11 protein-coding genes are annotated in these 13,423 nt (G+C 71.9%); 5 read left to right on the forward strand and 6 right to left on the reverse strand.

Features of this window, described 5'->3' with window-relative positions; all coding sequences use genetic code 11:
- Nucleotides 1–237 precede the first annotated feature (237 nt).
- The 3 genes from ACZ4EF_RS34480 (at nt 238) to ACZ4EF_RS34490 (ending at nt 3,946) form a co-directional block, all read left to right on the forward strand.
- Nucleotides 238–1,101: a DMT family transporter gene (locus tag ACZ4EF_RS34480; protein ID WP_355347646.1), complete on the forward strand. Its 864-nt coding sequence runs from the start codon at nt 238–240 to the stop codon at nt 1,099–1,101.
- Nucleotides 1,102–1,271: 170 nt separating this feature from the next.
- Complete coding sequence (locus ACZ4EF_RS34485) at nt 1,272–2,603, forward strand: NtaA/DmoA family FMN-dependent monooxygenase (protein WP_467508102.1); 1,332 nt, start codon at nt 1,272–1,274, stop codon at nt 2,601–2,603.
- Between the two features lie 17 nt (nt 2,604–2,620).
- Nucleotides 2,621–3,946: an NtaA/DmoA family FMN-dependent monooxygenase gene (locus ACZ4EF_RS34490; protein WP_355347525.1), complete on the forward strand. Its 1,326-nt coding sequence runs from the start codon at nt 2,621–2,623 to the stop codon at nt 3,944–3,946.
- Nucleotides 3,947–4,043: 97 nt separating this feature from the next.
- Here the strand turns inward: ACZ4EF_RS34490 and ACZ4EF_RS34495 are convergent, their stop codons facing one another.
- From ACZ4EF_RS34495 to ACZ4EF_RS34520, 6 genes are all read right to left on the reverse strand, one after another.
- Nucleotides 4,044–5,048, reverse strand: coding sequence for an aldo/keto reductase (locus ACZ4EF_RS34495; RefSeq protein WP_467350296.1), 1,005 nt, complete (start codon nt 5,046–5,048; stop codon nt 4,044–4,046).
- A 48-nt stretch (nt 5,049–5,096) separates the two neighbouring features.
- Nucleotides 5,097–6,215 carry an ABC transporter substrate-binding protein gene (locus tag ACZ4EF_RS34500; RefSeq protein ID WP_391164255.1) on the reverse strand — a complete coding sequence of 373 codons (1,119 nt, stop codon included), beginning with the start codon at nt 6,213–6,215 and terminating at the stop codon, nt 5,097–5,099.
- Nucleotides 6,216–6,280: 65 nt separating this feature from the next.
- Entirely contained in the window at nt 6,281–7,063 is a 783-nt protein-coding gene (locus ACZ4EF_RS34505) for an ABC transporter ATP-binding protein (RefSeq protein ID WP_467508105.1), read from the reverse strand.
- Nucleotides 7,047–7,949: an ABC transporter permease gene (locus ACZ4EF_RS34510; RefSeq protein ID WP_355347516.1), complete on the reverse strand. Its 903-nt coding sequence runs from the start codon at nt 7,947–7,949 to the stop codon at nt 7,047–7,049. Before ACZ4EF_RS34510 ends, ACZ4EF_RS34505 begins: the two co-directional genes overlap by 17 nt.
- 90 nt (nt 7,950–8,039) lie before the next feature.
- Nucleotides 8,040–9,653, reverse strand: a complete 1,614-nt coding sequence (locus tag ACZ4EF_RS34515) for a rhodanese-like domain-containing protein (RefSeq protein ID WP_467508107.1) — start codon at nt 9,651–9,653, stop codon at nt 8,040–8,042.
- Nucleotides 9,654–9,679: 26 nt separating this feature from the next.
- Complete coding sequence (locus ACZ4EF_RS34520) at nt 9,680–10,456, reverse strand: SDR family NAD(P)-dependent oxidoreductase (protein WP_467508109.1); 777 nt, start codon at nt 10,454–10,456, stop codon at nt 9,680–9,682.
- A 439-nt stretch (nt 10,457–10,895) separates the two neighbouring features.
- Between ACZ4EF_RS34520 and ACZ4EF_RS34525 the strand changes: the two genes are divergently transcribed.
- Together ACZ4EF_RS34525 and ACZ4EF_RS34530 are read left to right on the forward strand one after the other, a co-directional pair.
- On the forward strand, nt 10,896–11,825 hold the full coding sequence (locus ACZ4EF_RS34525) for a LysR family transcriptional regulator (RefSeq protein WP_467508111.1): 930 nt from the start codon (nt 10,896–10,898) through the stop codon (nt 11,823–11,825).
- 203 nt (nt 11,826–12,028) lie between these two features.
- Nucleotides 12,029–13,237 carry an acyl-CoA dehydrogenase family protein gene (locus ACZ4EF_RS34530; RefSeq protein ID WP_467508113.1) on the forward strand — a complete coding sequence of 403 codons (1,209 nt, stop codon included), beginning with the start codon at nt 12,029–12,031 and terminating at the stop codon, nt 13,235–13,237.
- Nucleotides 13,238–13,423: the final 186 nt, after the last annotated feature.

The following is a 13,423-nucleotide window of genomic DNA, read 5'->3' on the forward strand; positions in this document are numbered from 1 at the left end:
ACCCCTCCTCTTTCTCCCCCCCCCCCCCCCCACCCCCTCCCCCCCCCCCCCCCCCCCCCCCCCCCCCCCCCCCCCCCCCCCCCCCCCCCCCCCCCCTCCCCCCCCCCCCCCCCCCCCCCCCCCCCCCCCCGCCCCCGCGAACGGGTGAAGCCGGGCCCGTGACCCCCACCCGCGTGTGCGTCGGCGCCGCGCGCCGCCTACGCTGCGCCAGGGGAGTTACGTCACGGGAGGCCGACCCTGCTGGTGCTCTGTGTGTTCTTCGCGTTGCTCGGTGCGGCCAGCAACGCGGTGGGAACCGTCCTCCAGCGCAAGGCCGCGCTCGCCGTGCCGCCCAACGACGCGATGCGCCCGCGTCAGATGCTCGCGATGATCCGGCAGCCGGTGTGGCTGCTCGGCATCTGCGGAGTGGCGGGCGCCGCGGCCTTCCAGGCCCTCGCCCTGGTGGCGGGACCCCTGGCCCTCGCGCAGCCCGTCTTCATCCTGGAACTGCCGCTCGCCCTGCTCTTCAGCGTGCCGCTGCTCGGGCGCGCCCTGCCGCGCGCGGGCTGGAGCGGCGTCGCCTGCATGGTCGCGGGTCTGGCGCTCGCCCTGGGCGCCGCGGCGCCGGGCGGCGGCGGCGCGCAGGCGTCCATGGCGCACTGGGTGCCCGCCGTCCTGCTCTGCGTGGGCGCCATCGGCTGGGCGGTCGTCATCGCCCGCCACCGGCCCTCCGGCGCGCCGAGGGCCGCCCTGCTGGGCGCCGCCTCCGCGGTGGCCAACGCGCTCACCGCGGCGCTGATGAAGTCCGCCGCCGACACCTTCTCCGCGCACGGCGGCGTCGCCTTCCTGACCGCCTGGCAGACCTACGGCTTCGCGCTGTGCGGCGTCACCGCGATCTTCCTGCTGGAGAGCGCCCTCCAGTCCGGGCCGATCATCGCCTCGCAGCCCGCCCTCACCCTCGGCGACGCCACCGTCAGCCTGGCGCTGGGCATCACCGTCTACGGCGAGCACATCCGTACCGGCTGGTGGGTCGTGCCGCAGTTGGCGGCCGTCGGCCTGATCGCGTACGGCACCGTCCGGCTCTCCCGCGCGGTCCCGCTGATCAGGGAACTGGCGGGCTGACCGCACGGGCCGCCCGGCACCGACCTGACATCCGCCCGGCACCGGCTCGACAACGGCCCGGCACCGGCTCGACAACGGCCCGGCCCTGGCGCGGACCGCGAAGGGGAGCTTAAGGGAACCGGTAGCCGCTTCGGCTTCATCCCCGGAGCGGTTCGCCCAAGCATGGGGCCGTGACCGAACGATTCCTGCACCTCAACGTCAACGCCAACGGGCTGGCGAAACCGCCGAACAGCTGGCGGCACAGCTCTCCGCCCACCTGGTTCCTCGACGTCGCCTCCTGGGAGAAGCTCGGGCGGATCGCCGAGCGCGGCCTGCTGGACGCGGTCTTCCTCGCCGACCACCTCGGCGCCACCGACTTCAGCAAGCCGTGGCACGCCTTCGACCCGTTCATGCTCCAGACGGCGGTGGCCCGCGCCACCCGCCACATCGGTCTGGTGACGACCCTGTCCGCGACCTTCTACCAGCCGTGGGACATCGCGCGCCGCGCCGCGACGCTCGACATCGCCTCCGGCGGCCGGGCGGCGGTCAACATCGTCACCTCCGGCGAGGACGCGGCCGCGGCCCTGTACGGGCGGGGACCGCTTCCCGCACGCGAGGTCAGGTACGGGCGCGCCGAAGAGGTGCTGAACGCCGTCAAGCGGCTGTGGGACTCCTGGGACCCGGACGCCCTGGTCGCCGACCCCACGACGGGCGAACTGGTGGACGACGGCCGGGTCCCGACGGTGGACTTCGACGGCGAACACGTGGGCTTCAGGGGGCGGTTCCAGTTCCCGCGCTCCGTGCAGGGGCGGCCGGTCATCGTCCAGGCCGGAGCGTCGCCCCTGGGCATCGAACTGGCCGCGCAGCACGCGGACGCCGTGTTCTGCGCCTCCAACACCCTGTCGACCGGGCAGGAGTTCTACCGCGGGCTGAAGGCCCGCGCCGCCGCCCACGGGCGTGACCCCGACGAACTCCTGGTCCTTCCCGGCCTCAACATCACCCTCGGCGGCACCGAGGCAGAGGCGATCCGGCGCCGCGCCGAACTGGTCGGTCCCGTGGAGGCGGACGACGCCGCAGTGCGCGCGCTGGCCGTCCAACTCGGCGTCCCCGTCGACCTGCTGAGCCTGCACAAGGCCCTGCCCTGGGACTACATCAACTCGCCGCGGTGGAGCCCGCGCAGCGTCGGCGCCGCCAACGGCGTGCTGTCCGTGGCACGCCAGGGCGACCTCACCGTGCGCGAGGTCCTCGAACGCCGCGCGAACGCGCAGAACGCGATCGTCGGCACGCCCGAGCAGGTCGCCGACGAGATCGAGAGCTGGTTCACCCAACGCGCCGCCGACGGCTTCAACATCAACTTCGACATCTTCCCCTCCGGCCTGGAGCAGGTCGTCGACCACCTGGTGCCGGAGCTCCAGCGGCGCGGGATCTTCCGCAGGGAGTACGAGTCCACCACGCTGCGCGGCCACTACGGGCTTCCGCCCCTGGTGACCGACGCGAGCCGCGCCACCGCGCGCACGGCCTGATCAGGAGACCGCCACCAGTGAGCACACGCCGACTGCACTTGAACGTCAACGCCAACGCGCTGGGCCGAGCACCGGGGGGCTGGCGCCTGCGCGACGACCCGCTCGGCTTCCTCGACATCGACGAATGGGAGAACCTCGGCCGGACCGCGGAACGCGGCCTGTTGGACGCGGTGTTCCTCGCCGAGACCCTCGGATTCTCCCAGCAGGACTTCACCAGGCCGTGGAACGCGATCGACCCGTTCGTCGTGCTGACCGCGATCGCCCGCGCCACCACGCACGTCGGCCTGGTGGCGACCGTGTCGTCCACCTACCGCCACCCGTACCACATCGCCCGGCTGGGCTCCTCGCTCGACCTGGTCTCGGGCGGCCGGGCCGCGGTCAACGTCGTCACCACGCAGTCGCCGCGCGCCGGGGCCCAGTTCGGCCTCGACGCGCACCCCGACCGGGACGCCCGCTACGGCCGCGCGGACGAGGCGATCGCGGTGATCAGGGCGCTGTGGGAGTCATGGGACCCCGACGCGCTCGTCGGTGACAAGGCGTCAGGTGAGCTGACCGACCTGACGAAGGTGCGGGAGGTCGACCACGTCGGCGAGCACCTGCGGGTCAAGACCTGGTACCAGGTGCCGCGTTCGCCGCAGGGCCACCCCGTCGTCCTGCAAGCGGGCGCGTCGGAGCAGGGCATCGACCTGGCCGCGAAGTACGCCGACGCGGTCTTCTGCGCCGCGCACAACCTCCAGCAGGGCAAGGACTTCGCCGCCAAGGTGAAGGCCCGGGCCCGCGACGTTCACGGCCGCGACCCCGACGACGTTCTGATCCTGCCCGGACTGTGGCCGGTCATCGGCAGCACCGAGGCCGAGGCGCGCGAGCGCCGCGACCTGCTGGCCGGTCTGAGCACCGACACCACCGACGCCCTGACGTCGCTGGCGGCGCAGCTCGGCCTGCCGGTGGACAGCCTGGAGCTCGACCGGCAGCCGCCCTGGGACCTGATCAACTCGCCGGAGTGGAAGCCGAGCAGCTACGGCTTCGCCAACTCCGTGCTCCAGTCCGCCCGCAACGAGAACCTGACGGTGCGCGACCTGCTCGACCGGCACATCGCCGGCGGCGGTCACCGCATGGTGGTGGGCACCCCGGAGCAGATCGCCGACGAGATGGAGGCGTACTTCACCGAGGGCGCCGCGGACGGGTTCAACCTGAACCACGACCTCTACCCCGACGGCCTCGACCTCATTGTCGACCACCTGGTGCCGGAGCTCCAGCGGCGCGGGATCTTCCGCAAGGAGTACGAGGCGAGCACGCTGCGCGGCAACCTCGGCCTGCCTGTCCCGGCGGCCACCCCGGTCTGAGGCCGCACGGCCGCACGGCGCGACGGAGCCGCCCGGCGTACCGACCCCCATCCCCACGGGGCCGGTACGCCGGGCGGCTCTTCGGGCTGCCGCCGGATCAGGAACCGGCGGCGTCCGGCAGGCGCGCCTCGGCCCCGATGGCGCCGGGCCGCAGCGCCCTGTCGCCCTCGACCCGCTCGGCGATACCGGCCAGCCGCGCGGCCTGCTCCGGTGTGAGCGTGACGTCGAACGCGCCGACGTTCTCCCGCAGATACGCGGCGTGCCGGGTGCCGGGGATCGGCACGACGTCCTCACCCCGCGAGAGCACCCAGGCGAGGGCCACCTGACCTGGCTCGGCGCCGAGTTCGGCCGCGACGGCGACGACCTCGTCGGCCAGCTTCACATTCGTGTCGAAGACCTCCTCGGCGAACCGCGGGTGCTCCAGCCGACGGCCCGTCAGATCCGCGCGGCTGCGCAGCCGACCGGTCAGCCACCCGCGGCCCAGCGGCGAGAACGGCACGATGCCGATGCCCAACTCCCGCGCGATGGACAGCGTTTCGGCCTCGATGTCGCGGGTGAAGAGCGACCACTCGTTCTGGATCGCGGTGACCGGATGTGTGGCATGGGCGCGGCGCAGGGTCCGCGGACCCGGCTCCGACAGGCCGATCCAGCGGACCTTGCCCGCCTCGACCAGCTCCTTCAGCGCGCCGACCGTCTCCTCGATCGGCACCGTCGGATCGACGCGGTGCTGGTAGTAGAGGTCGATGTGGTCGACGCCCAGGCGCCGCAACGAGCCCTCCACCGCCGACCGTACGTACTCCGGACGGCCGTCGATGGGGCGGGCGTCGGGGTTGGTGGCCCGGTCGAGCGGGTTGCCGAATTTGGTGGCGATGACCAGGCCGTCACGGCGGCCCTTGACCGCCTGCCCGAGCAGCGTCTCACTGATGGCCGGGCCGTAGATGTCGGCGGTGTCGAAGAAGTCGATCCCGAGGTCGATCGCCTCGCCCACCAACGCCGACGCGCTGTGCCGCTCGTCGGCGTCGGTGGACCGCGCGAAGCTCATGAAGCCCAGGCCGAGGGCCGAGACCTCCAGCCCCTCGGTGCCGAGCCTGCGTCGAGTGATGTCGGTCAATGGTTACTCCTCAGCCGGTGGTTCGGGAGCGGCGCCGGGTCAGCCGGTCGTCACGTCGTCCAGCGCCGTGGTGTAGTTGAACCCGAGCTTGGACGTGACATTGGTCTTCAGCCCGCCGTACTTGTACGCGGCCTCGACGGTCGCCTGCTGGATCCGCAGGAACTCCGGGTCACCGATCTTGTAGAAGGTCGAGTGCCGGGCGTTCTCCCAGTTGACCTTGGCCACGTCGGGCGTCTGGCTGAGGACCTGCTGCTCGACCTTCTCGTACGCGGTCTCGTGACCGGGGATCCACTGCTCGTAGAAGGTCCGCAGCCGGCCGTAGAAGTCCTTGAGCGCCGCCAGCTTGGCCGGGTCGTCGAGCACCTCGGTCCTGGCGATCCAGCCGCTGCCGCCGAGGATGCCGAGCGTCGCGTTGTCGGCGATCTTGATCGCCTTTCCGGAGTCGACGGGCTTCTTCACGTTGCTGTAGCTGGTCACCACCGCGTCCAGGCGCCCGGCGTTGAAGGCGTTGGCCGCGGCCTGGTTGCTCGGGAACTGCACACCGTGGACGTCCTTGGGGCCGAAGCCGCCCTTCTCCAGCGCGACGACGTAGGCGGCGTAGATGTTGCCGCCGTAGTTGTAGCCGATCTTCTTGCCCTTCAGCTCGGCGAGCGTCGTGATGCCGGAGCTCTTCGTCACGTACACGGCGGCCGGGTAGGGCGCGTCGGGCGTCCAGGTCACCGCGAAGCCCTGGATTGGGGCGCCGGTCTTCGTCCAGTCGGCCGAGGCGTTGGCGGCCTCGAAGGCGGCGGTGTTCTCACCGACCTGGCCGACGTCGATCTGCTTGCCGTACAGCGCCGCCAGTTGGTTCGCCGGGCCCGCGATGATCGGGACCTTGTACTTGTACGGGGTGTCCTCGAACAGGCCCGACTCCTTCAGCAGCGCGGGGAAGTCGGCGGTCTGGTAGCTGATCGTGAGATTGACGCCGGACAGGTCGACCGCGGCGGCGGAGGAGGAACCGCCCGTCGAGCCGCCGTTCGACCCGGAACCCGCGTTCTTCGCGGAGGTCGAGGCGCCGCCGGAACCGCCGCATGCGGTGGCGACCATGGCGAGGGCGACGGCCGCGAAGGCGGTGAACGTGCGCTGGACGAAGGGGGAGTGCTTGCCGGTGCTGTACATGTGCGATGACTTCCTCGGGATGTGTCGGGTGAAGATGGTTCGTGGTGCGCTGATCTGACGGGCCGTCAATGGCCGGCGGCCACCTCCTCGTCGCCGCCGCCGACGGTGCGGGCCACGCCGAGCTGGTCGAGCAGCGCCGCCCGCAGTTCGAGGAACCGCGGATCGTCGCGGTGGCGGGGCTTGTCGATCTCGACCCGCTGGTCCAGGGCGATCGAACCGCGCGAGAGGACCAGGACACGGTCGGCGAGCAGGATCGCCTCGTCCACGTCATGGGTGACCAGGACGACGGCGGGCTCGTGCTTGGCGCACAGCGCCGCCAGCAGGTCGTGCATCTTGATCCGGGTCAGCGCGTCCAGGGCCGCGAAGGGCTCGTCGAGCAGCAGCAGATCGGGCTCGGTGACCAGCGCGCGGGCGAGCGCGACACGCTGCGCCTCACCGCCGGACAGCGTCCGGGGCCAGGCTTTGGCGTGGCTCTCGATACCGACCTCGGCCAGCGCGGCGAGCGCTTTGCCGTACGCGGCTCGCGGACGCCGCGCGCCGAGCACGACATTGCGCCACACCTTCTGCGCGGGAACCAGCCGCGGCTCCTGGAAGACGGTCGACCGCACGCGGGGCACGACGACATTCCCCTCGTCGGCGGTGTCGAGTCCGCCGACGATACGGAGCAACGTCGTCTTACCGGTGCCGGACGCTCCGAGCAGCGCGACGAACTCCCCCTTCCGCAGCCGGAGATCGACCCCGTCGAGCACCGCACGGCCGTCGAAGACCCGTCGGACCCCCAGCGCGGTGACGGCGTATCCCGCGCTGTCCGCGGCGAGGTCGCCCGGCGATTCAGTTGATACCGACACGGGCCCTCCAGGGCAGGACGAGACGCTCGACGCCGCGCATGACGAAGTCGATGAGGATGCCCAGCACGGCGTAGATCCAGATGCCGGCGATGACGATGTCCGGGCGCTGGTTGTTCTGGGCGTTGATGATCAGATAGCCGATCCCGGCGGTGGAGTTGACCTGCTCGGCCAGCACCAGCGACAGCAGCGAGAAGGAGCAGGCGAAGCGCAGACCGGTGAGGATGCCGGGCAGCGCCGTCGGGAAGATGATCCGGCGGGCGATCCGGAAGCCGCTGAGCCCGAAGGTCCTGCCCGCCTCGATGAGCTTTTGGTCGACGCCCTTCACGGCGTGGAACGTGTTCAGGTAGAGCGGGAACAGCGCCGCGGCGGTGATGAGGGCGAGCTTGGACGGCTCGTCGATGCCGAACCAGGTGACGAACAGCGGGACCAGCGCGATGAACGGCACCGTCCGCAGCATCTGGAGGGTGGCGTCGAAGATCTCCTCGCCGATCTTCCACAGACCGGCGAAGATCCCGAGCACCAGCCCCGCGCTGCCGCCGAGCAGCAGCCCCTCACCGGCCCGCCGCAGCGACACCGGTACGGCGGCCTGGAGCGAGCCGTTGTTCCACAGGTACTGGTACGCCTCGACGATGGTCTTCGGCGAGGGCAGCACGTCCTCGGTGGTCCAGCCCCAGGTCAACGCGAGCTGCCAGAGGGCGATCAGTGCGACGGGCACGCCGACGCGCAGGGTCCAGCCGCTCCAGAAGCGGACCCGCTTGCGCACGCTCTCGCGCCCGCGGTTGCGCGGGCTGAGGTCGATGAGCCCCGCCGCGCCCCGCGGAGTCCTCGTGGCGGTCGGCGCACCCGGCGCGGGCGCGGTGTCGGTGACGGAAGCGGCGCCGGTCAACGCGTCACCTCGGCGGCGGTGTCGACCGGCCGGGTGGTGAGGGGCCTGGCGATGGCGGTCATGAGCGTGTCCTCACAGGGGGTCAGTGCCTCAGGCGAACTTCTTGAACGGAACGGTGTCGTCCTGCGCCAACTCGGCGACCAGGCCGAGCTCCCAGGACAGATAGCGGCGGAATCCGGCCTTGCGGTCCTCGGGGTCGCTCTCGCGCCAGCCGGAGGCGACGACGTCCTCCGGCGCGTGCAGCCACTCGGCCCGGTCGGTCTCCACGGGCAGACCGGCCGCGCGCCACGCCGCCGTGCCGCCGTCGAGCACCCGCACCGGACGGTCGGTGGCCGCCGCGAGGTCGGCGGCGGCGTAGCGCGCGAGCACCCCGTCGGAGGAGGTCAGCACGACCGGCCCGGTGCCGGGCAGCTCGGCCGCCGACGCGGCGAGGCGGGCGCGGATGGCGAACCGGGCACCGGGGACGTGGCCGGTGCGGTACTCCGGGCTGGGCGCCACGTCGAGCACGAGCCGGGTGTCGGCCGGGGCGCCGTCCAGCTCCTGCGCGGTGACCGTCTCGAAGCCGCCGGACGGCGGGTCGAGGACGGGCCGCGGCACCGGGCCGGTCTCCAGGTCGACGCCTTCCAGGGCCCGGTCGAGGACGAACACCTGCGCCCAGCCGATCTGGGCGATCCAGGAAGCGGCGACCGCGGCCCGTACGCCGTCGTTGTCGACGAGGACCACACGGGAATGGTGCGTGCCGACGTGCCGGAACACCCACGGTGCGACATCCCAGCTCGGCGCCGACAGGGAACCGGGCAGGTGACCGGCCTCGAACTCCTCGGGCGTGCGTACGTCCAGGACGTACAGCGAACGCGTGTCGTCCTTGCCGAACGCCGCGAGCGCCGCCGCGTCGATGTGCTCGATCCCGAAGCGCTCGCCGAAGCGGGCCGCGCTCTCCCGCGCCGCCTCCAGCGCCGCGCCGGTCGGCGGCGCCACCGAGGACGTCTCGCCGTGGTCGAGTTCGTGCCCCTCCAGCACCCAGGACTGGGTGCCGCCCTCCAGCGACACCACCCGGTTCGGCAGGCCCGCGTTGATGAGCACCTGGGCGCCGAGGATGCTCCGCGTGCGCCCGGCGCAGTTGACCACGACGAGCGTGTCGGGCGAGGACACCGCCTCGGCCGCGCGGTAGACGAGTTCGGCGCCAGGTATCGACGTCCCGCCGGGCAGGCTGTGGTCGCGGAACTCGCCGATGGGGCGGCTGTCGAGCAGCACGATGTCCTCACCGGCCGCGCGGCGGCTCAGGAAGTCCGGCACGCTGATGTGCGGCGTCTGGTAGACCTCCTCGATCCACTCGCCGAAGGCCTGCCCGATGACGTGATCGCCGCCGCTGTGGACCTTGTGCCCGGCCGCGGCCCACGCGGCGAGGCCGCCGTCGAGCACCCGGACGTCGGTGTAGCCGAGCGCGCGCAGCCGGGCCGCGCCCCGCCCCGCCAGCTCCGCGTCGCCGCCGTCGTAGACGACGACCGGCGTGTCACGGCGGGGGACCAGCGCCCCCACCTTCAGCTCCAGGACGCTGAGCGGGATCGAGACGGCGAGCAGGATCGACCCCTGCGCCGCCGTGACGCCGGACTCACGGACGTCGACGAGCGCGTACTCCTGGCCGCCGTCGAGCAGCGCGCGCAACTCGTCGACGGCGATGGCGGGGGCCACGGATTCGGTCATGGGAACTCTCCTGGACTCTGGTCGGATCAGTAGTGGATGGCGCCGGGCACGCCGCCGCCGGCGTAGACGCCGTCGCCGACGACGGCCACGCTGCGCGGCGAGGCGAGGAAGGCGACCACCCACGCCACCTCGTGCGGCTCGATCACCCGGCCGATGACGTTGTCCGGCGCGGCGGGCGCCGCGCCGTCGGCCGCGCCGCCGCTCTGAAGCTCGACGTACCGCTCGGTGCGGGTGGGACCGGGGTGGACGACGGTGACGTTGACGCCGTGCGGGCCGAGTTCGTCGGCGACGTTCTTGGTCAGCGCGATCACCGAGGCGTTGCGGACCGAGCCGATCACCGAGACGGTCGAACGGGCCCCGGTGCCGCTGATGTTGATGACACGGCCCCAGCCGTTCTCGATCAGCAGCGGCGCGACGGCCTTGATGGTGCGCAGATAGCCGATCACCTTGACGTTGAGCTGCCGTTGGAACCAGGCGTCGTCGGCGTCCTGGAAGCTCGGCCCCTTCTGCGCGGGCTGCTCGGCGGCGTTGTTGACGAGGATGTCGATACCGCCGAAGGCCGTTCTCACGGTGTCGACCAGCTCGCGCACCGAGTCGTCGTCACCGGTGTCGGCCCGCACGGCGAGCACGTCGGCGCCGGTCGACTCCCTGATCCGTACGACCGCGTCGTCCAGGACGTCCCCCCGCCGTCCGGTGATCGCCACCCGCACGCCCTCGCGCGCCAGTTCCTCGGCGATGGCGTAACCGATGCCCGTGCCGCCCCCGGTGACGACGGCGCGTTTTCCTTCGAGTTCGAGACCCATGGACTTCCCCGATCGAGTGCCCGACGGCGACGCCGAGCTGCGAATAGGGCCTCAGCCTGCGGGGACGGGAAGGGGCGAACAAGAAGATCTGGCTACAGCAATAGCCGGGACCTGGCTTAACAGTGGGGTGGGCGGGGGAGGCCGGGGCGGCACTGTGCGAATCGACACGATCTAGGACGTGGTGGGAATCGGGGTGGGTGTGCGATCCTCGGTGCGTGACCGGGACGGACCTCTTCGCGCGACGCCATGTCGATCTCATGCGCGTCTGCGTCGCCGCCTGTCGTCGTTGATCCGCACCACGCCGTTGGTGCCGAAGCGCGGCCTGCCCTCCTAGGAGCGCCGCCGCTCGTCAGAATCGAACCCAGACCGCCGCCGCCGGTACCGGCCGCGCCGCGCCTGGGTGTCGTGGGGGTCAACTCGACAACATCTGAGGTCAACCATGAGCATGCTCGACCTGCGTCGCATGATGCTGCTACGCGATCTCGCCGATCTCGGTACGGTCACCGCCGTCGCCGAACGGCGCAACATCACCAACTCCGCCGTCTCACAGCAACTCCGGGTCCTGGAGGTCGAGACCGGCTCGATCCTGTTCCGCAGGGACGGGCGCACCCTGGGCCTCACCCGCAGCGGCCGGATCCTCGTGGACCACGTGCGCGTCGTGCTCGGCGCCGTCGACGACGCGATGAGCGCGCTCGCGGCCACCCGCGACCAGGTCTCGGGACAGATCGCGATGGTCTCCTACAACCTGGGCATACCCGTCCTGGCGGCGCCGCTGATCCACCTGCTGAGCGCCGAGGAGCCGCACTTGCAGATCCACCTCCAGCAGGCCGAGGCCGATGACGCGCTGCGCCTGCTGCGCCAGGGCGAGGTCGACGTGGCCGTCACCTACCGGTGCGACTTCGAGGCGCAGGACCTGCTCAACGGGCTGAGCCGGGAGGTGCTGCTGGTCGAGCCGTTCGTGCTCCTTGCGCCGACCGGGCTGCACGCCCGGGTCCGCAACCTGGGGCTCGCGGCGCTCGCCGAACAGGTGTGGGTCACCGGTCTGGCCAACTCCACCCTGGACACCGCGCTGCTGCGGGCCGCCGAGCGGGCCGGGTTCACCCCGCGGATCACGCACCGGCTGGTGACCGCCCAGATCGTCTGCGACCTGGCCGCCACCGAGGTCGTCTCGGCGATCGTGCCCCGGCTGTCCGTACCGGCGCACCTGGAACACCTCATCGTCGAGGGCGTGCCGATCGGCTACCGCACGATCAGTTCGGTCACGCGCACCACCCGCAGGAACGACCCGAACATCGCGCTCGTCCTGCGCACGCTGCGCTCGATCGGTGAACAGGCGCTGCACAGACGGGTCCTGCGGGTCGCCTCCTGACCGCGCCGCCAGGACCGCGTACCGCGCCGCGCACCCGCGCGGTCCGGGACCGGGACCGCGCCGCGGTCACGGGCGCACCCCGGCCCGACAGTTAAGCGCAGCCGCAACGACGCCGTAGCCGAACCTTGTTGATCGGCCACGCCGCCGGATCGACGCTGAGGTGCCACAGGAACCCGGGCGCCACAGTGAGCAGGGGAGCACGCATGACGGAAACAGCCGAGGCCACGAGCGGTGTCACCTTCGGCTCGGCGCGACTGCGGGAGCTGATCGAGCACATCGGCGACGGCGCGATCGGGCGGGACGAGCGCGACGAACTGCCGTACGCGGCCGTCGAGGCGGCGAAAAGGGCAGGGCTCGGCGCCCTGCGGGTGCCGGTCGAACGGGGCGGGGGCGGCGCGAGCCTCACCCAGCTCTTCGAAGTGTTCATCGACCTGGGCGCCGCGGACTCCAATGTGGCGCACATCCTGCGCAGCCACTTCGGTGTGGTGGAGGGGCTGCTGCGCGGCGGCCGCCCCGAGGACGCGGTCTGGCTCGACCGTGTCGCGCGGGGCGAGCTGATCGGCTCCGCCTCCACCGAACTGGGCGCGAAGGCGGGGGCCACCGACTTCCCGTACCGGACCACCGTCAGCCGCACGGACGGCGGCCTGCGGCTGAACGGCACGAAGCACTACACCACGGGCAGCCTGTACATGGACTGGCTGGTCGTCGGCGTCACCGACGTGGACGGCGGGAGGGCCCAGGTCATCGTCCCCACCGACCGCCCCGGCGTGCTGCGCCCCAACGACTGGGACGGCTTCGGCCAGCGCTTCACGGGCAGCGGCACGGTGACCTTCGACGATGTCGCCATCACACCCGAGGACTACTTCACCCGGGCGACCGACGCCCGCGAATCCGTCCCGTACCCCGCGACGTTCTTCCACATCCAGCTCAACGCGATGATCGCGGGCATCCTGCGCCGGGTGGCGGCCGACGCGGTCGCACACGTCCGGGCCAAGAAGCGGGCTTTCTACCACGCGCCCGCCGACGCGCCGACCGAGGACCCGATCGTGCAGTACAGCGTGGGGCTGCTGCACAGCCAGGCGTTCGCCGCGCAGGCCCTGGTCCTGACCGCCGGACGCGCGCTGGAGGACGCCTACGCGGCGCACGGCACCCCCGAGGAGGCCGAGCTGTCCGCGCGCGCGTCGCTGCTCAACGCCAAGGCCAAGGTCGTCGTGGACGAACTCGCCAACCGCGCCGCGTCCGAGCTCTTCGACATCGGCGGCGGCTCGCTGGTCCGCCGCGGCGCCCACCTCGACCGGCACTGGCGCAACATCCGTACGATCGCCGCCCACAATCCGAAGACGCTCAAAGCGGTCGCGGTGGGCCGCTACGAACTCAACGGAACGCCGCTGCCGAACCAGGGCTTCTTCTAGGAACCGCCCCGACACGTCCGGCGCCGCGGCGCTTGCGCTGGAGTCCACTCCAGCTCCTAGGTGTATTGATCACGAGCGTTGTTGACATGTGCCGGTGCTTGATCATGGCGAAGACCTCCGGTGTGGTGGAGCTGTCTAGGACTGCACCGCACGGAGGTCTTCGTGTCCCACCGTAATGCCCGGCTG

It is taken from the genome of Streptomyces sp. NPDC025721, from assembly GCF_055558595.1.

Excerpts from the sequence above, each read along its gene's own strand:
- ACZ4EF_RS34500 (WP_391164255.1), bottom strand. The coding sequence starts at position 6,215 with ATGTACAGCACCGGCAAGCACTCCCCCTTCGTCCAGCGCACGTTCACC.
- ACZ4EF_RS34515 (WP_467508107.1), bottom strand. The coding sequence starts at position 9,653 with ATGACCGAATCCGTGGCCCCCGCCATCGCCGTCGACGAGTTGCGCGCG.
- ACZ4EF_RS34520 (WP_467508109.1), bottom strand. The coding sequence starts at position 10,456 with ATGGGTCTCGAACTCGAAGGAAAACGCGCCGTCGTCACCGGGGGCGGC.
- ACZ4EF_RS34525 (WP_467508111.1), top strand. The coding sequence starts at position 10,896 with ATGAGCATGCTCGACCTGCGTCGCATGATGCTGCTACGCGATCTCGCC.
- ACZ4EF_RS34530 (WP_467508113.1), top strand. The coding sequence starts at position 12,029 with ATGACGGAAACAGCCGAGGCCACGAGCGGTGTCACCTTCGGCTCGGCG.